Genomic DNA, 21,945 nt, shown 5'->3' with positions numbered 1-21,945 from the left:
AAAAGTTGAGTTACTTCCTAATCGTCCAGAAAGGCAAATACTGACTGGGATTGGTTGTGATGCCTTCAAGCCCATTATGAGCAAAAACAAAATCCTTGTTTTGCCAAAGGGGAATGTAAGGAATCTCCCGAGCTAGGATGTCTTGAAGTTCTGCCAAGATTTTGTGGCGAGCTTCTGGGTCTCGCTCTTGGCGCTGCGCGTCAATTAACTTATTGGCGCGATCGCTATAGAAAAATGAACCTAGACTTTGAGCAGCACCTTCCTTACAACCTGTTACCTCAGAGCCCCGATCGCAATCTAAAAAGGGTTGAATATAGTTATCTGGGTCTAAAAAGTCGGGATACCACTCTAAAAGAAAACTGGGATAGACTCCTTTAGATAGATTACTAGCAGCAGTGGCAGTGTCTACACTCTCGATCTCAAAAACTAGCGCTCCATCCAACTCTTTATCCGCCAAAGCTCTCAAAGTAACAGCTACTAATTCGTAAGTTTTAGAACCAGCAGGATACCAAATTTCTACAATTGCAGGATTTTCAGCCGAGTAACCAGCTTTTTTTAACAACTCTTTTGCCCGATCGTAATCTCCATCCCCATAGGCTTCTTCAAAGACTGGCTTATAAGCATTAAAGACAGTAGGAAGTAGGCTATAAACTGGTTCTACCTGATTCTGGAAGACTCGCTGGACGATCGAAGAACGCTTGACCAGAGCCGCGATCGCTTGGCGTACCTCCAGTTTATTCAAGGGTTCTTGCCTCAAATTCAATACCATGTAGCTTAGGGAAGTTCCCGAGGCTTCGATCCCTTGCCAATCTCCTCTAGCGCTGCCTTTTTGCAAACTTTTTATCTGTTCTGGCTCCAGGGTTCGATAGGCAATATCGACGGCATGAGTGCGAAAACTATTAAATAAGTTAGCGGGATTATCAGCGTAAATCTGCATATCCACCCCTTTATTAGCTGGTTTTTCTCCCCAGTAATCCTCAAAAACATCCAAGCGGATAGAATCGGTGTTATACTCAGCCAACTTATACGGGCCGGTGCCAACAAAGATTTTAGGATTAAACTTTTCTTTACCAATTTCATAAGCTTTGGGAGAAACTGCACAAGTACCAGGGAAAGCTAAGATAGCAGTAAACCCAGAGAATGGTTGTTTCAGTTTGATGCTGAGTTCATATTCTCCTGTGGCTTCTACAGATTCGACCAGCTCTGAGAGCAGGAATGAAGGTTTGCCGCCATTTTTGATAAAGCGTTCCAAGGAAAACTTCATGGCTTCTGCATTAAAAGGAGTACCGTCGTGGAAAGTTACTCCTTTCCGCAAAGGAATTTTGTAGAGCAAATTATTTTCACTTATTTCCGGCATTTCTGTTGCCAGTTGCGGTTCTAGCTCGGCTCTGCCCAATTTGTTAGCGTAGAGAGTGTTGCTCAGGTTATAAACTACATTAATTCCAGCCCATCCATAAGTAGCAGCAGGGTCGATATTTTGAAGTTTTAATGTCGTTCCAATAGTAAGGCGATCACTTCTCTGGCTTTTATGTGAAGTTGAATTTTGATAGTTCCCAGAGTCATGACAGGCAACGACTAAGCAAAAACCAATAAAAAATAGACCGATAAATTTGCTAAGGTAACAATAGCTATCGCTCCATTTATTTAATGTGTGGACTAATAATGTGTGGACTAAATAGACGCGATGTCTTGTTCGCAGTTTTTTATATAGGTCATAGATTAAAATTATCATGTTTTTCTCTGTTGCTTTTAATGACCTGTATGTATTTATCCCCAGATTAATCGTGATTAATTTGCGAGATGGATCGCTCTCAACTCGCTGTCGAAGTGGTTGTCGCATTCCCAAGATCGTCCCGCAACGTCTCTAGCAACTTTACCCCCAAGGCGATCGCCCTTACAAGCGAATATAAACACATTGCAAACCACAACAGGTTATTGCTATGCCAATACCAAGCAGCAATTGCGAGCGGCACAAATCCTATACTAAAGGCCGCCAAGCTAGAATTGCGCAAAATTTTTCCTTCTGTCAGTCCTACAAAGTATCCTTCTAGGCTCGAAGTCAGGGCGGAAAAAATCTGGAAAGGTAATAGCCACAGAAGATAGCGATAAATATTTTCAGTCACTTCTGTATGGTTTGTTAAAAGCGTAAATACGGAGTTTGGAAAGAGTATACATACACCAGCTAGAGAAAGGGCAATAAACAAGCTTGTCATTCCAGCGATCACGGCAAGATTTGCCAACTGCGAAGAAGCTCCCTGACCTTTAAAGTTGCCTGCCAAACTTTGGGTAGCAAATCCTACACCCTGAACCACAAACAGGCATAAAGCTGCTGCTTGCAATAGTACAGTATTTTGGACCAGTACAATAACCCCCATAGCTGAACTCAGATTGGTGAAAATGGATAAAGTTGTGACCTGAGTTAAACTTTGGACTAACAGATTCCCGTTCAGCTTAGAGGTAGCTTTGATAACCGACCAGTCCAGAACCTTTTTGATTGTTGCTAACACGGCTGACCAATCGATATGGAAGCATACTACGGTTAATCCCCCTAACAACATCAGATACTGACTTATGGCTGTGGTTACTCCTGCTCCAGTACTGCCCCACCCCCACCTAATAATAAATATATAGTCCAGTACCACATTGGCGACACTTTCAATTACAGATAAAACTAAAACAAAGCTGTTCATTTCTCGCCCAAACAACCAACCGATGAGGACGAAGTTTAATAAAACAGCCGGTGCTCCCCAGATACGGGCATTAAAGTAGTCAAGACCTGCATCTTTCACCTCCATCGAACCAACGAGGAAAGTGAACCCTAGCTTTTGTAACGGGTACTGAAGAGTCAGAATTAGGAGAGCGAGTCCCAGAGCGATGAGACCATTCCTCAGTAGAATCAGTAGCATAGCTTCGTCATCCTCTGCTCCCATAGCTTGCGCAGTCATACCAGTGGTAGAAGAACGTAAGAATTTTAAAACCCGATACAAGTAGCTAAAGACGATCCCAGCCAAGGCTACCCCTGCTAAGTAACGAATATCGGACAAATGTCCTAAGAATGCTAGATCTATTAACCCAGACAGAGGCACAATAATGCTAGAAAGAATATTGGTCAATACGAGTCGGTAGAAACGAGGTAAAAAGTCGTACTGGGAAGGTAGAGTAAAATTCATTGTGTCAGCTAGCTAAAAGGTTATATACGAGCTAATGCCCAGACATGGTAGGGAAAGTCAGGTTCGTTTTCTAGCGAGTGAACTTGGGGATTGTATGGAATCCATTGAGAGAAGTTAGCAATAATACATTGGCGATTTCCCCAAGAACCTGTTTGAATAGTCTCTAGAGGAAAACCGCATTCGTGAAGAAAGTATTTGAGTCCTGTTTCTGTCCACCGGGTACAGTCTATGGGGTAATTATGAACCTTGACTAGAAAGGGAACGGAGATGAGAAAATACCCTCCTGGAGAAAGCATAGAAATGACATTCCGACAAGCTCGATAGGGATATAATAGATGCTCGAAAACTTGCTCTGCTATAATTAAATCAAAACTTTCTGCTAGAGAATTCGAGCAAATATCGTACTCAGGATAACTGATCGTATGATATTCCCGGAACCCAAAATCTCTCCAAGTATGCCCAGAAATTTCCAATGCTCGCCATTCTGGGTACGGCAAAGCTTCTAGAAGCTTTGCCGTTTCCTGATTCATTATCACTCGACTCCAAGTAATCATAATACCTCGATTAAGCTGATTGAAATGAAATAGCGTTACTTATAAAAAATTAAGCCCAAATGAATGAAGCCCAAACTTGCTTGATCAACGGCAAAAACGTTACAATTCATGGTTAACCAATCAAAAAATCGAAAAGACATAACTGTCTTCCCACTCCCTCTGTCAAGTGGTCACTTTTTTGGTGACCATAATCATCAATTATCAATCTAAAACCTCTGCTGATTATTGTCTGAATAAACTTATTCATTATCTCCAAGCGACATTCATTGATCTTTGTCCCAGACCAGGGTGCTTTTGTTAAAAAATGCGACAAACGATGGTAGGTCACACCTACAGCGTTCTCTGCCATTTGAAATAGGTTTTTTCTTTCACATTACCCCAATAATCCTCCTGAATAATGTCCAAACTCCCTTTTTTGAGCTTTATGAGTAAATAGATCATCAAATCGTTTCCACCATTTTCCAAAACACGGAAACATGGCTGGCGTTGCATCAATGCGGAATGATTTTATTAGTTTTGTGGAATGGGCATCTTGTTGTGGAATGGGCATCTTGTTGTGGAATGGGCATCTTGTTGTGGAATGGGCATCTTGCCCGTTTCCTGCCTCGGGCGGGGAGGATGCCCACCCCACTTATATTCATGCCTTGATTCAGCCATGCGGCATTGCTACGGGGGTTGTCTCGTTCATTAGGGGTCACTTTGGCGTGAAAGCTTTGCCGACAAATCATTATACCCTTTTTTATTCTTCTATTTTCTCTAAATCCCGTTATGTGTTAGCTTGGATTTTTGCATTATTATGCATCATATTTGAGTAATTAAACAAAAAAAAGCCAACTTTGGGTATATATTTGAATTATAAAACTCTCTTTATGAGTAATAAATAATCTTGTTTTTCTTTATGATTAGGCGTTAAATCCTAAAACCCGACACCTAAGACCTATCACCTATAGCGTTTGTATTTGAGATGTAAACCTAGGAGGTCTTTTTTTATTGGACAATAAAACTGAGGATCTCGAACCCCTCTTGCCTCTTGCCTCTTGCCTCTTGCCTCTTGCCTCTTGGCCTTTGGGAGTATGTTCACAACCGATGATACAAACGCGCTTATCACCTATCATCTTTATTTTCCACTCAAGAGGTAAGGTTTTCTGGCTTTATAATTGGAGGATAGCCAAAAGTAGATGCTTTGCCACAATCAAAGCATCTACCTTTGGAAAGAGTGTTGTTGTCTTCCCTGTTGAGAGAGTTGAACCGACCTTGCTAGCTTTGCTAAAAACCCTTATCGACATTATCAGGCGTTGGTGGTCGGAGTTTACCCTCCAGACCAAGCTAATGGCAGCAGCAACTCTGGTTGTCTCATTGCTCATGAGTGGCTTGACCTTCTGGGCGGTGAATACGATTCAGCAGGATGCTAGGATGAACGACACTCGCTTTGGTCGTGATCTCGGTCTCTTGCTGGCTGCCAACGTTGAACCTCATGTTGCGGCAAATAATTTCGACGAACTAGCTCGCTTTTCCAGCCGCTTCTACAGTAGTACCTCTAGTGTGCGTTACATTATCTATGCTGACGAGGATGGGGAAATAATTTTTGGTATTCCTTTCTCCGCAGCAGAAGTAAAGAATTCTTTAACTATTAAGCGTCGGATTGAGCTACCCGAGGGCTACGCCAAAAACTCTGATCAGCCCATGGCACGGCAGCACCTGACTCCTGATGGTCAAGTCACTGATGTGTTTGTTCCCTTAATTGACGAAAACAAATACTTAGGGGTTTTAGCTGTCGGGATTAACCCTAACCCTACGGTGGTGGTTTCCTCCAATTTAACCAGAGATGTGACTATTGCTGTGTTTATCTCGATCTGGGTGATGGTGATTTTAGGTGCAGTGGGGAACGCCTTGACTATCACTAAGCCCATTAAAGAACTACTAGTAGGGGTGAGAAATATTGCTGCTGGTAATTTCAAGCAGCGGATTGAGATGCCTTTGGGAGTAGAACTGAAGGAATTGGTGTCTAGCTTCAATGACATGGCAGAGCGTTTAGAACGCTATGAAGAGCAAAATATTGAAGAACTTACCGCAGAAAAAGCTAAGTTAGAGACTCTAGTTTCCACAATTGCTGATGGTGCTGTACTGATTGATACCAATTTTCAGGTAATGTTAGTCAACCCGACAGCACGGCGGATTTTTGGTTGGGAGGAGGAAGACATTGTCGGTAAAAATGTCTTATACCATCTTCCTGATGTGGTCACAATGGAACTAACACGACCGCTGTATCAAATGGCTACAGCGGAGAAACAGACAGAAACAGAACGGGAATCCCGCGAAGGTGAAGAGTTTCGTATTACTCTGACCAAACCGGTCTCTCGTACAGTTCGCATTCTTTTAAGTAAGGTACTCAACCAATACCGGGAAAATATTAATGGAATTGCTATCACTGTTCAGGATATTACCCGTGAGGTGGAGCTTAATCAAGCAAAAAGCAATTTCATCAGCAATGTTTCCCACGAACTCAGAACACCTCTATTTAACATTAAATCATTTATCGAAACCCTCCACGACTACGGGGAAGAACTTAGTGAAGCTGAACGCAAGGAATTTCTTGACACGGCTAATCGGGAAACTGACCGACTAACCCGTCTAGTTAACGATGTCCTAGATTTATCACGGTTGGAATCTTGTCGAATTTATCAACTTGAACCCTTTGACATTGTTCGACCTATAGAGCAAACCCTGCGCACTTATCAGCTCAACGCTCGTGACCAAACTATTGAACTGGCTCAGGAGATTGAACCAGATTTACCACCAGTTATGGGTCACTACGATTTGTTGCTCCAAGTCTTGGCTAATTTAGTGGGCAACTCCTTGAAATTCACTCAGTCTGGTGGACGAGTGGTAATTCGTGCTTATCAATTAGAAGCCGAACTCAAGCCCCAAGAAGGAAAAGGGAGGGTGCGAATTGAAATCTCTGATACGGGAATTGGCATTGCTCCAGAAGACCAACAGGCGATTTTTGACCGATTTTTCCGGGTAGAAAACCGAGTTCATACCCTGGAAGGGACGGGATTGGGGCTTTCAATTGTCAGAAACATTATCGAAAGACATCATAGCCGAGTCCACTTAGTCAGTGAAGTGGGAGTTGGGACAACATTCTGGTTTGATTTAGAGGTGTGTGAAGAAAAAAAAATTACGGTTAAAGAACATTTGCAAGTAGACACCTCACAGACAACACCAACCGACTCAGCGACTGCTAGCAATCTGTCAATTTCGTAGTGCTTAGTACTATCATGTCTAGTCGATTCAATGTTGACGGAGTACTAGTTAAATTAAACTTAGTTTAATTTAACTATTTGCCATCAGGGCTAGCAAAAAGCTAGCAGCGATTAATACCAATAGACCTAGTAAGGCTGGGTTTCTTTGACACCAGAGCCTGACCGATTCGAGTAAGCCACGCTGGGGATTATAAATCTGCTCAGGCTCTAAGGTACTTTCAGAACTATCGTCGTAAAGGGTACACTGCTTAGCATAGGGACGTTGGGGAAAGTTACAGGTATCATCAGCATGATAGGTACAGGTTTCACACAAGGGTGTATCTCCTGTGGTTTGGTGTAAGGTAATCCCCGGATGACCATAGGCTTTAAGGATTGCTCCACAATGGGGACAGGTAATCACCTTGCTATTGATAGGTTGATGGCATTTGGGACAATTGGTCATTAGTCATTAGTCATTTCTCAATAGTCAGGACTTACCCATTTGCCCCCGTTGGTCCCCCAATTCTGGGGGACTTTGACATCATTACCCCCCAGAATTGGGGGGCTAGGGGGGCGAAATCAACTTAACCGCGTAAGTCCTGATAGTCATTTCTTCATCTTAACTGTCTTACACATCCAGCTGATTTCCCTTCTTTGCCTCTTTAGCGTTTAATCATGTCCCCCTACTTAATTATTTGCCCCGGTATCCATGAGCCCCAACTGACCCAGGATTTTTTAGCAAGCTTGGAGCTATCAAGTCCCTGGACTGAAAAAGTCTTAATTTTTCCAGCTCAGGACTACCCAGCTTACTCAGCTATTCATATTTTAGAGTTCTTGCAACGTCACATTGGTTTGGTGAAGACTCCCATAGTCTTGATCAGCTTCAGTGCTGGGGTAGTGGGTGCGATCGCAGCAGCTTGGGGTTGGCAGCTACTGGGAGGAAACATCCAAGCATTGATCGCTATTGATGGCTGGGGTGTCCCTCTGTATGGCAATTTTCCCATCCACCGGATTAGTCACGATTACTTTACCCACTGGAGTTCAGGGCTATTGGGGGCAGGGGAAGACAGTTTCTATGCTTCACCACCAATTGCCCATTTGGATTTGTGGCGATCGCCCAGATGCCAAGGCTGGTGGGTTCAGGTGCCTAGAGGTGAGCAACCCCCAGAACGAATTTATATCACTGCGGCTGAGTTTATTATCGAGTTATTAGTTAAATAGTAAAATTTGCTTGAGTATTACCAGGTTGAACTATTGTGGAAGATCACGAAATAGTGACAATTGCTGAGTATCAAGCAACAGCAGAATCTTTCCGGGAAGGCACCTGGAATCACGATGTGTCTCAAAATCGCAACGCCTTGGTGGATGCTATGCCCCGTAATCCAGGCAAGATTCTGGATTAGGAGGTGGTCCTGGTAGAGACTTGGTTGCTTTTAAAGACCAGGGTCATCAAGTAATTGGTCTCGATGCTACACCAGCATTTGTGAATATGGCGCAACAGATTTCAGGATGCGAGGTTTGGCAGCAATCTTGAACTCTCCACGGGTTGAAACCGCGTGGATTCTAAGCTGTTGTCACTTCGCGGGTTGAAACCGCGCTACGTGACGCTTCACGATAGGATCTAGATAGTGAGTCTAATCTATATCGTTGTGGCAGGTTCAAAACTGCTCTACCGACCTCGACTAGGGGAAACCCTAGCTGTGTCGCTACTTTTCTTAAAATGTTGCCAGCTCCGTTGCAATCGGCATTTATTAATTCGCCTTTGCCTGACCGATAAAATCCACGCTTTACTCTCTTTCCGCTTGCTTTCCACCCCTGCGCTTTGGCGCACGCTACGCGAACAGGTTTCGCGCCGAGCACAGGTATAAAGTCACGATCTAAAAAGCTAGCTTTACTGGTATAACTCTCTTCGGTTTCGACAAATTTAATGCCGTATTCAATGCACAGTTGCTCAATTCGATTCTTCAATTTAGCAGTAGGGATTTGCACAAACTGCTGGTTATTATTTTTGCCAATATTGATACTGTCTTTGTTCCGCTTGTTCCATCCAAAAACTACTGTGCTGATTTGATTCCTTTGGCACCAATTGATTATGAATCTAGCGACATTATTTACGTTGTCACGCATTTGTCGGTTGCGCTTCTCGGTCAAAGAGGCTAGCTGGTCATCCCAGTAGTCTTGGGATTTTCCTCTTTTAATCGCAGCTACACGCTTGTTGTACCATTGGTTCTGCGACTTAACTTTTCTGCCATCTATAATGAATGATTTTCCCACAGTAGAGACGCAGGTTAACCAATTGTTGAGACCTGGATCGATGCCTAGAACATTATTCGTCTGTAGTACTGGCTCAGGGCTTTGCCTTTCATACACAAACTCCAGGTAAAAGCAGCCATTCCTAGGAACAAAACGATATTCTTTGATTGATTTTAAATCGATATTGGATGGCATCGGTAGTAAGAAGTGGTCAATCCCAAACCAAGCTTTAATCTGCTTCCCTAAAGTGAATTTAAGTTGACCTTTTACTAGTTTTACCCACCGAGCGGGATAACTAACTACAGCTAGACCTCCCTTTTTGCGATACTTTGGGACTCTAGGCTTGTCAGTCAATTGCCCTTTGTCGTACAGCTTCTTGAGAGCCTTGTAAGACTTGAAAGACTCAATAACTCCGTGTAATGTCTGTTGAGCACAGGCAGACCTCATTGCCTTAAAGTGGACATTAGTCTTCATTATTTTGTCCAGCTCTGCGTTGTTGAGGTATTTACCAGCTTTGAACAACATTTGACGGCAATAATATAGTCCACAATTAGTTAGCTTGTTAGCTTCTGAACAGATGAACTCTATAACTGCTTGATTCTCAGGTGTCGTAGCTATTAAATGTTGCTGGCAACCGTACATATTATTGTCACTTCCTTGTATATATAGTATCTTTAAAATACAGCAACTTTCAACACTTATGGCCATCAAAAACCAAAATATTTTTAGGACAAATCCTCATTCGGTAACACTACTCAACTATCACTTTGTGTGGTGCCCAAAAAGAATAAAACCTGTACTAACAGGAGGAGTAAAAATGAGGCTGCAAGAAATTATTTTTGAGTTATGCAAGGATAACAACTGGCGATTGATTGCCTTAGAGATAATGCCAGATCATGTTCACATGTTCTTGGAGGTCGATCCTACTTTTGCCCCATCGGTAATAATCATGCATAGTAAAAGGTCGAGCTTCTCACCATCTTAGGAGAGAATTTCCTGAATTGTTAAAACTCCCAACTCTTTGGTCTCCTAGCTATTTCTGCTCAACCACTGGAAACGCTAACACAGAGACAGTTAAAAGGTATATAGAGAATCAAAGAGGCAAATAACACGAGAGCCGGGATAAATCCCGGTGCGCTCCCCGGCCACCCAATAAATTAGGTGGCTAACTCTCGCTCGTTATTTCTCTGTTTCTGAGCCTCAAGCTGCCACCAAAGAGCTTTGATGGGATCTTTGCCAATGCATCCCTGATTCATATTCCTCGTGCTTCGATGGTTAGGGTACTTAAGGATTTAAAGCGATCGCTTGTTACCAATGGTGCCATAGTTATGTCAATGATTCGTGGTGATCATGAGGGTTATAGTGTTCGTCCAACCGGCTATCGCTATGTTGTAGGTTGGGAATATAAAAGCTTGGCTCCCTGTGTTGAACAAGCAGGATTTGATATTTTTGATTATTACTACCGCCCACCTGGTTTACCCTGTGAGCAGCAATCTTGGTTAGTAATTGTGGCCCTTAATCGAGTGCAATATTAGTGGTAAATAGGGCGTTGCTGAATAAAAAAATGGTATTCTAAAAAGAAAACTATGGAATGCCCGCGCATGTCATGTTTTTATTTTCATTATAGCATTCTTTGATTCAGCAACGCCGAATAAAAATACAAGATTGAGACATTATTTAGCCAGACTACATCGACGAACTCTTTGTTACTCTAAATCTGAAGAAATGTTGGAGTTATCAATTAGGCTTATTATTTATTAGAGCTGATTCGTAAACTCGCTGTAATCCTTGTAGGATAAGGCTTGCGCTCAAATAGAACATTTGAACTATTTAATAAGCAAAAGACAATCATAGCAAAGCTTTCAGACTTCTTAAGATTTACTTGACGAATCAGCTCTTATTTAAGAGATCATAAAATCCCCCTTTCTGGTTAAACCATTTTCATATTCAGCAACGCCGATTCAGGAGCATAGAGACTCTCAAACAGCATCCCTTCTTGCCTCGGCGACAAGGGGTAGATTGATTCTAGATTCCTATAGTTAATTAATGTGAGTAAACTGTCGAGTTCGGTTTGACTCAACTGGGCAAGAGGAAAGTCGGAAGGACTATATATTCTCGCTTCTAGAGATTCTATTCGCTCTTGTAAGTTCACTATATACTGGTCTTTTCTGCGGCTCAAATCCTATTATACTGTATTGGGCGATCGCGACTTAGATAAACTTCCCAGAATCCTGGTATAATTACCTGAGTTGAGTTATTTTTTTTGTTTTCTGAATCATGGAACTACCAACTCTCAATGCTGTAGATAGGGTGACGCGAGAAGAAATAAACACCCTTGTTAATCTGGGTTGCTGCTATGTCAGAATACCAGAACCAGAAATTTTTCAACATTTTAAAATTATAAAAAGAGAGGCTTTAGCTTTTTTCAGGCAGGACGAAATCAAAAAACAAAAATGGTTTGCCCATGGTAAAGTTGAAGGTTATATCGACCGTTCAATTGATGACATACATTCGGTTCAACAGTTTTTATTTAGGTTGAAGAATCCCAGTGGCCCCTTTAAAGAGTGTCGCAATTCAGTTTTTAAAATTTCAAACTATTGTGAAGAGCGTATTATTATAGTTCTGTTAAAAGAGATATTTAGTTACTTTGGTGTTGAAGACTATTTCGAGGAAGTCGTGATTGATAGTGATCTCTCTTCATCATTCTCAATTGCCTATTATCCGGCTAAGGTAAATACAAAGAAGAAAAGCAATAGTGGAATGAAAGCTCATAAAGACTATGATTTGATGACTGTAATTTTGATGGACAAGCCAGGATTAGAAGTGTTTTGGGATGATCAATGGCATGACGTTAATCCCCAACCAGGGTATGGGGTGCTATTTCTGTCTGAAACCTTAGAAAAAATGCTAGGCGGAAGGATAAACTCAATTATACATCGAGTTCGCATACCAGATGAGGAACGTATTTCTATAGGTGTTTTTAAAGGACCAAATACTAATATTCCTATTCGAGATTACATTAATGATCAAATCCTGTTTGATTCACATGAGCAGTGTTTAGAACATCATCGCCAGTTATTCCGGGGGGAGTGACAAAAAGGCCTCTAATATCAAGTCTGGTTGAATACCCATAATTAAGGGGAGGGTGGGGAGGGGTTGAAGTGTGGGGAGATGGGGAGATGGGGAGATGGCTAGATGGGGAGATTTTTATTAAGGGTAATTATGCCGACATGATATAACTAAAAATGCTACCCACAATTTACCAAAATCATCTTAAAAGTGCGATGTTCCTTTGGAGCCGCTACGCGAACGCATTATCTTGATTGATTGGATTTCACCAAGCTCAACCCAACCTATATTTTATTCCCTGATATCTGGCAACAAATAGCATAAAATCAAGCAAGGGGCAACGAGCTATGATCGGCGAGTCATAGCCATTACCCCGTTGACCGTAAGTTCGGGTAGAATGCCTAAACTTGGCAGAATCTCTGCTCCTGAACAGATTATGGGTAAGTCATCTCCCTGCCAGACCCAAATCTGCTGACGAGCGAAATCGATTAACCAGGCTAATTGTGTTCCATTACTGAGGCAATGCAGAATCTTATTTTGCAAGTTTAAAGTACTTTGGTCAGGGGAACGAATTTCAATCAGCCAATCGGGTGATCCATCAAGGGATCCGTCCTGATGGTGAACCTCACGTTCAGGTATTAGCTGAAAAACTTAAATTTTGTCTAGCTAGCGTTTGCTGAAAAAGTCTACAAAGGCTGGGGGAGCTTACATTCCCTTTGATCTGGGCTATCCTCAAGAACGTTTAGCCTATATGTTGTCTGATTCTCAAGTGTCGGTGGTTTTGACGAGTAATACCAAATCTGGTTTAGCCAGACCACAAACAAGTCAATTAGAATCCATATATATCAAAATTGTATCAATAAGATATGTGTCCTATAGTAACCGGATTTGGTATAAGACCTCAGCCCTAGCCTTGCCTAGCTGCAACCGATGATAACTGGCTGGACTTATTGTCCACGCCCCGGTTTACAGTCTACAAAACTTAATGCTTCGGTATCGAGAAAGCTGGCAATTGCCATCTCAATAACTGCTTCAATTGGATACTCAATTTCAGCAGCACGCTCAACGAGAGCAGCCTGAATATGTTCGGGCAGGCGTTCCAAGATGACCTTTGCATCAGTGGAGGAGATTCGCCCCAAAAGTTCTACCTGCATAAGTTTACTGCTCCATTGGGATTTTGACATTATAGGGAGGTTCGGTAGCCCTCAAGATGATAGCTTCTAGCTCCAATAGTAGCGCAGGGTTTTGCCAGTAGGAAATTGTCTGCATAGCAATACGAACATCTTCGTCGCTATATTTGTCGAGCCATGCCCACAAAAAAGCTTTGTGTCCACCACTGAAGCGACCTCGCAAGCTCTTGGTCTTACCAATGTAAAGCAGTCCATCAGTTTTATGCCTGATGGCATAGATGCCAGGACGAGCAGGGATGTGGCTAAAATCACGGTTCAAGAGTTGGCATTGGTCAAAGGGAGTGAAGGCTATTGCGTCCAAGATTCTTCGTGCTTGGTCTTTTACTTCAGAGTTATTCTTTGGCATGGAAACATCGGAGCTATTTGCACAGATGCCATGCTCCCACAGATTATGTGATGGTTGCCAGCTTTTTGCGATCACACTGGTGCCTTAGGCAATCCCTCGCTACTAGCCGTAACTTGAGGTGGGCAAAAATCGGCAATCTATCAGTTCAATTGTTAAAGATATTTGTTTTGCCCAATCGACAAGATAATCCGATCACTAAGCGATGCTCCTTTGGAGCCGCTACGCGATTGACCTTTGGTCACGCTACGCGAACGCATTATCTTGTAGTTGGGTTGAGGCAACGAAACCCAACATCATCTCTGGCTTCTTTTACCTTGATTTATTGGATTTAACCAACCTCAACCCAACCTATATTTTATTCTGTGATCGCTGGTCAAAAATAGCAGAAAATTAAGCAATAGGCAACGATCTAATATAACGGACTAACCCTTTATAGATTAGCTTGCCTGAATGTCTTTCTCATCCGCTTAAAGTTCCACAGACCAAAGATTAACCAGAAGGCTAGTAATCCTGTTGTTAGCAGTAACACTACCGATGGGCCAAATTGCACAATCAGTGCTGGTGCAGCAGCAGTAAACAAGCCACCACCTACTATCGGTTCAAAGAACAACTGTTTGTAGGCGAAACTCTCAAAAGCACCGGTATGGTTATCTGGGTCTACCATCTGGATCAACAAAATACCGGTTGCTGTCACTCCCATGGATTGTCCCATGTCCCCGATGCCACGCTCAAACCAGTATCTGGGGAGTATACGGGGTGCGAGGAAAACAAATGCCCAGATGTTCCAGACGATGCCAGCGATCGCAAGAATTAAAAATGGCAGGAGGTTATTTCCCAGCACTTTTAGGGAAATCGACGCTAATGCGGTCACAATTACCACATCTAACGCTACCCCAGAGATGCGCTCCTGCAAGGGTCGAATAATTAGTGACCCTAGTCCTAGACGCACGGTTACGACTTGGACAATCAAACCACCAATTAGTGCCATGGGAAACAGAGGCACATACTGAATTACTTGAAAGCCACCGGCTCCCCAAGTCACTGACTCAATGAACTTGAGCACTGCCAGGATTAGCCAGCCGATTGCGATCGCAACTCCTACAAAAGCAAGGTTCAATGACAGGGGATCGATCAGTAAACCATCCATTAATCTCGCTCTGGCTAACCTAACTTCAGTAGGTTCTCCTTGAATTGTCTGTTGAATTGTATTTTGAATTTTATCCCGAAACTGTTGTAGGTCGCTGGTCGCAGGGCTGGCCTGGATGTAGCCCTTGCGCCTGCCCCAGCTTGCTAGCCAGGTACCTGCGATCACCCCTGAGAGAATACCGAGTGTAGCCAAGCCTAGAGCCAAGTCACCACCGTCGTTAAAACCCAATTTTCTAAAGGTATCGGTCATGCCAGCAGCGGTGCCGTGACCGCCTTCAAAGGCAATTTCGATTAATGCACCTGCGATGGGATCGACACCGAATATCGGACTCAAGACTAACAGAACTAGCAGCAGTCCAATCACATATTGTCCCCAGGCCAGGGTTTGACCGAATGCGACCTGAGGTGCCGCTTTGCGCCAAATTTTTATGGGACTGGGGATCGCTTCACCTAAAAATAAGGCGGCGAAGACAACATTGATAAAGACACCAGGAGACTGAGACCAAACTATTCCCATGGTTTTCGGAAACAGACCCCCAGCCAGTAATGAATCTGTACCTGATAGGGTAGATGCGATCGCACCCAATACTGCTGGTCCGAGTAACAATGCTACTCCCCCAGCAATAACAGATTCTGGTAGATAAAGGGATTGAAATAGCCGAACTTTTTGTTTAAGAAACCTGCCGATCAGGAGTAGAATCCCGATCATGATCAAAGCAAATAAAGCATTGATGAGCGTAAACATAGCACCTTCCCCTCAGTGGGATAGTTACACCACCGATGTCAACTGCCTCTGGTAACTAAAAATTTAAAATTTGACGGTAAAGCTTTGAGGGTAAAGCTTTAACAGTAAAGCATCGTCGGCGAGTTGAGTCTGTAGTGGTGAAGCTGAATAAAGGATTATTGTAACTCAGGCGAGAGAGAAAATTCCGTCTAGTCTCTAGTTTTTGGGTCAGGCTAATCGGACACATCGCATTTCTCACAATATTAATTGTGATAATTTTTGATCGGAATTTCCCTACTCCCTACTCCCTACTCCCTACTCCCTACTCCCTACTCCCTACTCCCTTTGCTATATCATAAATACTCAACCAGATTTGATCTAACCCATGACTTCTACTCAATACCGTAATCCTGCTCCCACTGTTGATATCATTATTGAACTAATCGACCGACCCCATCGACCGATTATTTTGATAGAACGGCAGAATCCCCCCCTAGGCTGGGCAATTCCCGGTGGCTTTGTAGATTACGGCGAGTCGGTAGAAACAGCAGCGGTGCGAGAAGCTAAGGAAGAAGTCAGCTTACACGTTGAACTAATTGAGCAATTCCAGGTGTATTCCGACCCTAATCGTGATGCCCGTAAGCATACCATTAGTATTGTCTTTTTAGCTACAGCAACGGGTGTTCCCAAAGCCGCTGATGATGCTAAAAATCTGGGCATTTTTCACCCTTGGGAAGTGCCATCTAATCTCTGCTTTGACCACAACAAAATTTTGCGGGATTATTGGAATTATCGTCATTATGGGATTAGACCTAGGCTATCTGCGGAAGTGATACAGTAACTCATCAACTACGGATACATTGAACTAACCTGAATGCAAACATCAGCCTGTAATCCTGATAATTAAGAACAGTTAAGGATTACCACTCATGAACATCAAGCCCTCTTTAATGGCAGCTGCTACTGTAACAATCGCTGCTTCTACATTGAACGCCATCTCTGCCGAAGCGGCTGTTCTTGACTTCGATATTTCTCCGTTTACCGGTGATCCAGCTACAGTCAACATTACTTTAGAGGAAGTTGGCAATGATGTTAAGTTTAACTTTGAAGTGACTGATACCTTGGCCGACATCACTGGGGTATTCTTCGATATTAACGACACTTTCAATTTGAACTCAAATGATTTGAGTGTTAGTGGCAATGATGTAACCGGGAGTTTGGTAACCAATACTAGCAATCTTGGCAATGGTGTCAATCTGAACGGTGGTGGTCCTAGCAACCCTGGCTCATTCGATTTTGGTTTAAAGATTGGCACCAATGGTATCGGAACTGATGATATTAAATCCACTAGCTTTATCCTATCTCACGCTACAGAAGCCTTAACGATCGATATGTTTGAGGAGCAAAAGTTTGGAGTGCGTCTGCAAAGTGTAGGGTCTAATCGTGAAGGCAGTAGTAAACTAACAGCAATATCCCCTATAAAAGTTATCCGCCCCTCTGACCCCAAACCAGTTAGTGTACCGGAACCCTCCACTCTACTGGGATTAGGCTTATTCGCTGTAGGTCTAGCTGGGACACGCCGCATTGTCTAAAACCTAAAAAGTTGATATCAATAAAGCGGCTTTTGTCTTGGATATTACTAATAGTAGAGTAGAAAATTCGTTTGTTATCAATCGGTAAGGATATGCGCTACGCGCATATCCTTATACCAATGGGGAAATAATAAAATTGGATTGTGATTCTATCGTCGTCACAAACAATGATTGTTCTTGATAAAGGATACTCAGGAATTTGATGCTTCAGTTTCTGTAATCGAAGAATTCGAGAGATTAACTAAGCGCAGGGTGTATCTACTTTTCTTTGGGACTGAAAAAGTAGAATAAAAAAAATAATACCTGCTGATAATATCACCTTAGGATCTAATATCTTAGAGTTTACAGATAGCTTCCAAAAATTTTAACAATTGAAGATAACTCTCAGATTACATCAAGTTTAGTAATGGCATCAGCTGATAAGTTGGTGAAGTTTCCTGGTGCAGATAAACAAATTGATAGCGTAAACCATTCGTCACTAGCCCCCATACGGATTTTTGTTGAAAATGTTAGTTACCCTTATTATATCAAAAGCATCTAAAATTTAAACTAAAGGATCGTAATTATATTTTAGTAAATATTGTAGTTATTATGCTACAATCAATCAAAAGAGTTAGCCATTGAAAAGTTAGCCAATGCTTTACCTCTTGGAATAAAGTTTGAAAGTAAAAGAAAAAGACTACAGCGCTTCTTGATGCAGCGCGCTGCATCAAGACAATGAATTGAGAGTTAATTTGGGACTGTATCTTGCCTGAGTTAATTGGCCTCAAAGCCTTATACAGCAAGCTTTTCATTGCTCATGTCACCCCCTCAGCAATGTCATACCAAATCCGGCTTACAGAGAACCCTTTCTTATTGATAAAAGACTGATATACATAAATATTAATTGATAATAAGGGACCTATCTCAACAGGATTTGGTATCAGTATTAATTTCAAGGCAAAATTAGCTTTTAATGTTTTTGGAAGAATGTATCTATTGCTGTGATAGCACGATCTACATCTGCATTGATGTCATAGAGCGATACATGACTTGCACCTGAAATCTCAACCAGCTCTTTCGGTTCGCTTGCAGCCTCATAAAATTTTACTGTCAATGAGCCAGTATCCTGTAATGCCTTCTCACCGTAGATACCGATGTAGGGTGTGTAAAGATAAGGTGCATAGGACTGAGCATCAGCTAGCATTGGTGTTTCCAGCATAAAAGTTGGCGACTTGTGAGAGTAGTTAGGATAGGTTTCAGCTCCAGCCCGTTTGGTCATGTAGTACTGATAGCCTTCATACTGAGCTGATTTTTTGTCGAGGGAGTCGAGATCCAAACTTTCCATACCAAGGCCATCGATGTATTCGACTTTACCCGTTTCATAAAACTTTTGCCGTCCCGCATTTGCTGTTGCGATGGTAGCGCAAACAGTTTCACGGTCCATCGTTTTGAAATAACTTGTTTGATTACTCATCATCCCAGAGACGGTTGCGATAGCTTTGAGCCTTTTATCCGTAGTTGCCACCAGGGCCATATAGCCACCACTGGCGCACATGCCAAGGCCAAAAAGGCGATCTCGATTAACAAAGGGTAAGGTGCCCAGAAAACTAATCCCATCGCGGATGCTTTCCATCTTAATGTTGGCGTTCTCATAGTTGCGAATTTCACCTTCACTGTCACCATAGCCAACGTGGTCGAAGGCTAAAGCAACATAGCCCCTCTCGGCCAGCTTGTGGCAATAGATCGCACCACTTTGTTCCTTGACCTGATTGAAGGGAGGCGAATAGATAACAGCTGGATAGCTGTTAGAGGGATCAAAGTCTCTAGGAACATATAGATTAGCAGCTAGAGTATATCCCTGGCTTTTAAAGGAAATCTCGTTTTTTCCGGGATTAAGGATCATATTAAACATGTTTTATTCCTATCTACATAGTTTGATTAGCAGAGTATTCAGCACGATTTTCAGGACTTCTCCACAGAGCATTTATGACCTTAGAATGTGCCCCAAGCGCTCTGCGTCTACTTGCAGATTAATCCCTTGGAATCTTCTAAAACAAGCCTATTCCTCTCATTTTTTTGCCTATTTATCTCAGAAAAGGATCAATATAGTCAAAATAAGTCATCCTAGATTCATGAATATGTGTAAGATTGTCCATCTTATTAATCGTCACGCAAGTTCCGAGGGCGTAAACGATACCCCTATTGAGGGATTACAACTGTTTCGAACGAGTCACCTTGTGGAACGATTGCCAGGGGTATACGAACCTGGCATTTGCGCCATTGTCCAGGGTAGGAAACGAGCATATTTGAACGGCACAACGCAAATCTATGATAAGAACCAATACTTGTGCTGTACGCTGCCTCTTCCTGTAGAGGCAGAGGTGATCGAGGCATCACCGGAAAAACCCCTACTTGGTCTTTGGTTGGGCATTGAGACTCCCACAATGTTTGAAACTGTTATTGACATGGCAGCTATAGACAGTTCCAGCACCTCCAGTACCGAAATAGTACCTGGGCTAACTGTGGCCAAATGGGATAACGAATTTACGAAGGCACTTCAGGGCATCCTGGAATTGCTAGATGATCCTGTTGCCCTCAATATACTCGGCAACGGTAGGCTTAAAGAACTGATGTTTGCCGTTCTTCGAGGCGAGGCTGGGTGCTCGGTTTACCAAGCATTTGGTGGAGGAATGCAGAAAATATCGCGGGCCTTGACCTTCCTGAGAGCCAATCTTCATGAAGCTATCTCGATTGACGAATTGGCCAAGGAAGCAGGCATGAGCCGCGCAGCGTTTCACCGCAAGTTCAAGGAAATCACGACTTATTCCCCTATTCAGTTTATTAAGCTTCATCGCCTCAATGATGCATCCAGGCTTATTGTGAGTGGCTCTACAGTTGCTGAGGCCGCATATCAAGTGGGTTACTCTAGCCCATCTCAGTTTAGTCGAGATTTCCGGCGGTATTTTGGCCAATCCCCTCGCCAGTGGCAGGGCTATTCCATTATAGAAAAAAAAGGTTTATAGTGAAGCAATAGCCCGAAAAAATGGCATAATTCCGATAATATACCCAAATCCTGAAGAAAAGCTTAATCGACGTTTCTCTTGCAAATACTTGATCACCCTTGATCCTCATGGTCTTCGTCATCCTCTATGGCTAGTGCTTCTAATTATCATTATGGGGATGATCAGTGGTTATTGAGGTTATCGACAATTGGGTAGATTTGTGGAACGCCACCGAGCCCGAATTAATTAGTAGACTTCAAATTCATGCATGCTCGTGTTCCTTCTTATTCAGCAATCAGAAGAGTCATGATTAATTTAGATTACGAAGAACTCCAAGTTGTGTTTAATCAATCGAGTAAACAGTCCGGTGCGCTTTCCTATCAGCTTTGAGGAGATGCACCCAATGGCCGCATGGCCGCTCAAGTAGCGTGCCCATAGCCCATAAGCTGAATGCTTACAGTCTTCGAGGTCAGAATTCAGTATTGCCAAGGGAGAGCCGGTGACTTGCTGAAAAGCCGGGATTGATGATCGTGATTTTTTTTTGCATTATAGAAGTAACTCCTACTTGGTTGGGAGGAAAGCCGCGCTGGTGATGATTAACGGCCATGCTCAGCGCGGTTATTAGTATCAGTCTTTACCTTCTTTAGTATAGATAAATTCTCGAAAAAATGCAAGGGCTAATTAAAAAAAATTACATTTATTTACAAATAATAGTTATAGCGACTTAAGTTACTAGTAGTTAACGTTTTTATAGCTACTATGGTTGAGTAATTATCATAGTTGATATCGGGGAAAAGGATTAGAAATTAATCATTTGTATTGACAGGCATAAGGTTTTGCAGCCTGCGGAACACTATTGTTTTATATAGCGCTTTTAAATTAGGTGAGGTACATGTTTTTAGGGAGCTTTGGAGCTGGAAGCAGTGAAATCAGAAGGTAAGCCTATGGGCACTTATCACAGGCTAGAAGCCTGTTCCACCCACGCTACGGGAACAGCTGTCAGCCGTCAGTGGTCAGTAGTCAGCCTTTGGCTGAAAGCTGAAAGCTGAAAGCTGAAAGCTGATCGCTGATCGCTGATCGCTGATCGCTGATAGCTGATAACTGATAGCTCATAGCTGATAGCTGATCGCTGATAGCTTACCTCAAAGCTAACCCATACCAGCAGAAACTGAATTTTTATCCAATTCTAAGACAGTTTTGATATTACAGGTTTTCTGATTCCAGATATATGCCCCTAAGCCAACAGCTACATTAGAAATACAGGCAGCGGCAAAGATACCATTCACCCCAAATAGCTGACTGCCTAGATAGGCCAATGGTATGTAAAGCACTACCATCCGAGTCACCATCATCACCACTGATGGTAAGGGTTTACCTAAGGCATTAAAGGTGGAACTGGCAACTAGAATCACGCCTGCTCCGGCATAGCTAATCGGGACAATAACTAGGTAAGTGGCGGTAATTGTGATTACTTCTGGGTTGCTGTTAAACAGGGAGGCTAACCAAGGAGCTGTGGCAGCAAGAATCACTGTTACTAGCACTCCCCAAAATAAGCAAAATAGGAAACTTAGACGCAAGGCTTGATGGACACGGAGGTATTTTTTCGCCCCCCAGTTTTGCCCTACAAACGGTCCAATGCTGGCAGAGATTGCAATTAGGACAATCTGGCTAAAGG

22 protein-coding genes and 3 pseudogenes are annotated in these 21,945 nt (G+C 42.7%); 12 read left to right on the top strand and 13 right to left on the bottom strand.

Annotated features, from left to right (window positions below):
* Window positions 1–10: 10 nt before the first annotated feature.
* The 4 genes and pseudogenes from F6K53_RS25580 to F6K53_RS25565 form a co-directional block, all read right to left on the bottom strand.
* Entirely contained in the window at window positions 11–1,840 is a 1,830-nt protein-coding gene (locus F6K53_RS25580) for an ABC transporter substrate-binding protein (RefSeq protein ID WP_293064309.1), read from the bottom strand.
* Entirely contained in the window at window positions 1,812–3,170 is a 1,359-nt protein-coding gene (gene gntT / locus F6K53_RS25575; RefSeq protein ID WP_293019033.1) for a guanitoxin biosynthesis MATE family efflux transporter GntT, read from the bottom strand. Before gntT ends, F6K53_RS25580 begins: the two co-directional genes overlap by 29 nt.
* A gap of 20 nt (window positions 3,171–3,190) precedes the next feature.
* A complete protein-coding gene (locus tag F6K53_RS25570; RefSeq protein WP_293019032.1) occupies window positions 3,191–3,700 on the bottom strand; it encodes a methyltransferase domain-containing protein in 510 nt (169 codons plus the stop codon).
* Between the two features lie 166 nt (window positions 3,701–3,866).
* Window positions 3,867–4,274, bottom strand: a pseudogene (locus F6K53_RS25565) (transposase); the annotation flags it as partial.
* 704 nt (window positions 4,275–4,978) lie between these two features.
* Between F6K53_RS25565 and nblS the strand changes: the two are divergent.
* Window positions 4,979–6,988 (top strand): two-component system sensor histidine kinase NblS, encoded by a 2,010-nt coding sequence (gene nblS / locus F6K53_RS25560; RefSeq protein ID WP_293064496.1) that lies wholly within the window; start codon window positions 4,979–4,981, stop codon window positions 6,986–6,988.
* A gap of 69 nt (window positions 6,989–7,057) precedes the next feature.
* On the opposite strand, the gene F6K53_RS25555 is transcribed toward nblS, so the two are convergent.
* A complete protein-coding gene (locus F6K53_RS25555; protein WP_293019031.1) occupies window positions 7,058–7,429 on the bottom strand; it encodes a zinc ribbon domain-containing protein in 372 nt (123 codons plus the stop codon).
* Window positions 7,430–7,641: 212 nt separating this feature from the next.
* Here F6K53_RS25555 and F6K53_RS25550 point away from each other — a divergent pair, with 212 nt between their 5' ends.
* Together F6K53_RS25550 and F6K53_RS25545 are read left to right on the top strand one after the other, a co-directional pair.
* Entirely contained in the window at window positions 7,642–8,187 is a 546-nt protein-coding gene (locus tag F6K53_RS25550) for a hypothetical protein (protein ID WP_293037397.1), read from the top strand.
* Between the two features lie 35 nt (window positions 8,188–8,222).
* On the top strand, window positions 8,223–8,369 hold the full coding sequence (locus tag F6K53_RS25545) for a hypothetical protein (RefSeq protein ID WP_293019029.1): 147 nt from the start codon (window positions 8,223–8,225) through the stop codon (window positions 8,367–8,369).
* Window positions 8,370–8,529: 160 nt separating this feature from the next.
* On the opposite strand, the gene F6K53_RS25540 is transcribed toward F6K53_RS25545, so the two are convergent.
* Window positions 8,530–9,861, bottom strand: coding sequence for a transposase (locus F6K53_RS25540; RefSeq protein ID WP_293064304.1), 1,332 nt, complete (start codon window positions 9,859–9,861; stop codon window positions 8,530–8,532).
* Window positions 9,862–9,919: 58 nt separating this feature from the next.
* Between F6K53_RS25540 and tnpA the strand changes: the two are divergent.
* From tnpA to F6K53_RS25525, 3 genes and pseudogenes are all read left to right on the top strand, one after another.
* Window positions 9,920–10,328: pseudogene (gene tnpA, locus F6K53_RS25535) on the top strand (IS200/IS605 family transposase).
* A gap of 162 nt (window positions 10,329–10,490) precedes the next feature.
* A complete protein-coding gene (locus F6K53_RS25530; protein ID WP_293064301.1) occupies window positions 10,491–10,754 on the top strand; it encodes a hypothetical protein in 264 nt (87 codons plus the stop codon).
* A gap of 118 nt (window positions 10,755–10,872) precedes the next feature.
* Window positions 10,873–10,980 (top strand): annotated as a pseudogene (locus F6K53_RS25525) (IS1 family transposase); the annotation flags it as partial.
* 169 nt (window positions 10,981–11,149) lie between these two features.
* On the opposite strand, the gene F6K53_RS25520 reads toward F6K53_RS25525, so the two are convergent.
* Complete coding sequence (locus tag F6K53_RS25520; RefSeq protein ID WP_293019026.1) at window positions 11,150–11,371, bottom strand: hypothetical protein; 222 nt, start codon at window positions 11,369–11,371, stop codon at window positions 11,150–11,152.
* Between the two features lie 125 nt (window positions 11,372–11,496).
* Here F6K53_RS25520 and F6K53_RS25515 point away from each other — a divergent pair, with 125 nt between their 5' ends.
* Complete coding sequence (locus tag F6K53_RS25515; RefSeq protein ID WP_293064298.1) at window positions 11,497–12,312, top strand: 2OG-Fe(II) oxygenase family protein; 816 nt, start codon at window positions 11,497–11,499, stop codon at window positions 12,310–12,312.
* Between the two features lie 321 nt (window positions 12,313–12,633).
* Here F6K53_RS25515 and F6K53_RS25510 read toward each other — a convergent pair whose 3' ends face one another.
* A complete protein-coding gene (locus tag F6K53_RS25510) occupies window positions 12,634–12,927 on the bottom strand; it encodes a Uma2 family endonuclease (protein ID WP_075903592.1) in 294 nt (97 codons plus the stop codon).
* A 34-nt stretch (window positions 12,928–12,961) separates the two neighbouring features.
* On the opposite strand from F6K53_RS25510, the gene F6K53_RS46025 reads away from it, so the two are divergent.
* On the top strand, window positions 12,962–13,222 hold the full coding sequence (locus tag F6K53_RS46025) for an AMP-binding protein (protein WP_364300811.1): 261 nt from the start codon (window positions 12,962–12,964) through the stop codon (window positions 13,220–13,222).
* Between the two features lie 13 nt (window positions 13,223–13,235).
* On the opposite strand, the gene F6K53_RS25505 is transcribed toward F6K53_RS46025, so the two are convergent.
* A complete protein-coding gene (locus tag F6K53_RS25505) occupies window positions 13,236–13,442 on the bottom strand; it encodes a hypothetical protein (protein WP_071106566.1) in 207 nt (68 codons plus the stop codon).
* 4 nt (window positions 13,443–13,446) lie between these two features.
* On the bottom strand, window positions 13,447–13,899 hold the full coding sequence (locus F6K53_RS25500) for a GIY-YIG nuclease family protein (protein ID WP_293037388.1): 453 nt from the start codon (window positions 13,897–13,899) through the stop codon (window positions 13,447–13,449).
* Window positions 13,900–14,026: 127 nt separating this feature from the next.
* Between F6K53_RS25500 and F6K53_RS25495 the strand changes: the two genes are divergently transcribed.
* Complete coding sequence (locus tag F6K53_RS25495; protein WP_293064294.1) at window positions 14,027–14,218, top strand: hypothetical protein; 192 nt, start codon at window positions 14,027–14,029, stop codon at window positions 14,216–14,218.
* Window positions 14,219–14,254: 36 nt separating this feature from the next.
* On the opposite strand, the gene F6K53_RS25490 is transcribed toward F6K53_RS25495, so the two are convergent.
* Window positions 14,255–15,715, bottom strand: a complete 1,461-nt coding sequence (locus F6K53_RS25490; protein ID WP_293064291.1) for a sodium/glutamate symporter — start codon at window positions 15,713–15,715, stop codon at window positions 14,255–14,257.
* A gap of 364 nt (window positions 15,716–16,079) precedes the next feature.
* Between F6K53_RS25490 and F6K53_RS25485 the strand changes: the two genes are divergently transcribed.
* Together F6K53_RS25485 and F6K53_RS25480 are read left to right on the top strand one after the other, a co-directional pair.
* Window positions 16,080–16,535, top strand: a complete 456-nt coding sequence (locus F6K53_RS25485) for an NUDIX hydrolase (RefSeq protein WP_293064289.1) — start codon at window positions 16,080–16,082, stop codon at window positions 16,533–16,535.
* 88 nt (window positions 16,536–16,623) lie between these two features.
* A complete protein-coding gene (locus tag F6K53_RS25480; protein ID WP_293064287.1) occupies window positions 16,624–17,286 on the top strand; it encodes a PEP-CTERM sorting domain-containing protein in 663 nt (220 codons plus the stop codon).
* Between the two features lie 952 nt (window positions 17,287–18,238).
* Here F6K53_RS25480 and F6K53_RS25475 read toward each other — a convergent pair.
* On the bottom strand, window positions 18,239–19,180 hold the full coding sequence (locus F6K53_RS25475; RefSeq protein ID WP_293064285.1) for an alpha/beta hydrolase: 942 nt from the start codon (window positions 19,178–19,180) through the stop codon (window positions 18,239–18,241).
* Between F6K53_RS25475 and F6K53_RS25470 the strand changes: the two genes are divergently transcribed.
* Window positions 19,179–20,291 (top strand): AraC family transcriptional regulator, encoded by a 1,113-nt coding sequence (locus F6K53_RS25470; RefSeq protein ID WP_366511368.1) that lies wholly within the window; start codon window positions 19,179–19,181, stop codon window positions 20,289–20,291. The two genes, F6K53_RS25475 and F6K53_RS25470, sit on opposite strands and share 2 nt — an antisense overlap.
* Window positions 20,292–21,418: 1,127 nt before the next feature.
* On the opposite strand, the gene F6K53_RS25465 is transcribed toward F6K53_RS25470, so the two are convergent.
* Window positions 21,419–21,945 (bottom strand): MATE family efflux transporter (locus F6K53_RS25465; protein ID WP_293082603.1); only part of this gene is annotated, 527 nt, incomplete at its 5' end.

Origin of the sequence: Moorena sp. SIO4A1 (assembly GCF_010672065.1) — a bacterium.
In the GTDB taxonomy this organism is placed as follows: domain Bacteria; phylum Cyanobacteriota; class Cyanobacteriia; order Cyanobacteriales; family Coleofasciculaceae; genus Moorena.
Note: the sequence above shows the minus strand (reverse complement) of the source record. Positions and strands in the feature narration are given on the sequence as shown.

Coding starts and splice junctions, on each gene's coding strand:
- F6K53_RS25515 (WP_293064298.1), top strand. CDS start 11,497: ATGGAACTACCAACTCTCAATGCTGTAGATAGGGTGACGCGAGAAGAA.
- gntT (WP_293019033.1), bottom strand. CDS start 3,170: ATGAATTTTACTCTACCTTCCCAGTACGACTTTTTACCTCGTTTCTAC.
- F6K53_RS25490 (WP_293064291.1), bottom strand. CDS start 15,715: ATGTTTACGCTCATCAATGCTTTATTTGCTTTGATCATGATCGGGATT.
- F6K53_RS25475 (WP_293064285.1), bottom strand. CDS start 19,180: ATGTTTAATATGATCCTTAATCCCGGAAAAAACGAGATTTCCTTTAAA.
- F6K53_RS25555 (WP_293019031.1), bottom strand. CDS start 7,429: ATGACCAATTGTCCCAAATGCCATCAACCTATCAATAGCAAGGTGATT.
- F6K53_RS25480 (WP_293064287.1), top strand. CDS start 16,624: ATGAACATCAAGCCCTCTTTAATGGCAGCTGCTACTGTAACAATCGCT.
- F6K53_RS25580 (WP_293064309.1), bottom strand. CDS start 1,840: ATGCGACAACCACTTCGACAGCGAGTTGAGAGCGATCCATCTCGCAAA.
- F6K53_RS25550 (WP_293037397.1), top strand. CDS start 7,642: ATGTCCCCCTACTTAATTATTTGCCCCGGTATCCATGAGCCCCAACTG.
- F6K53_RS25570 (WP_293019032.1), bottom strand. CDS start 3,700: ATGAATCAGGAAACGGCAAAGCTTCTAGAAGCTTTGCCGTACCCAGAA.
- F6K53_RS25485 (WP_293064289.1), top strand. CDS start 16,080: ATGACTTCTACTCAATACCGTAATCCTGCTCCCACTGTTGATATCATT.
- F6K53_RS25495 (WP_293064294.1), top strand. CDS start 14,027: ATGCTCCTTTGGAGCCGCTACGCGATTGACCTTTGGTCACGCTACGCG.
- F6K53_RS25540 (WP_293064304.1), bottom strand. CDS start 9,861: ATGTACGGTTGCCAGCAACATTTAATAGCTACGACACCTGAGAATCAA.
- F6K53_RS25530 (WP_293064301.1), top strand. CDS start 10,491: ATGGTTAGGGTACTTAAGGATTTAAAGCGATCGCTTGTTACCAATGGT.
- F6K53_RS25470 (WP_366511368.1), top strand. CDS start 19,179: ATGTTTTATTCCTATCTACATAGTTTGATTAGCAGAGTATTCAGCACG.
- F6K53_RS25505 (WP_071106566.1), bottom strand. CDS start 13,442: ATGCAGGTAGAACTTTTGGGGCGAATCTCCTCCACTGATGCAAAGGTC.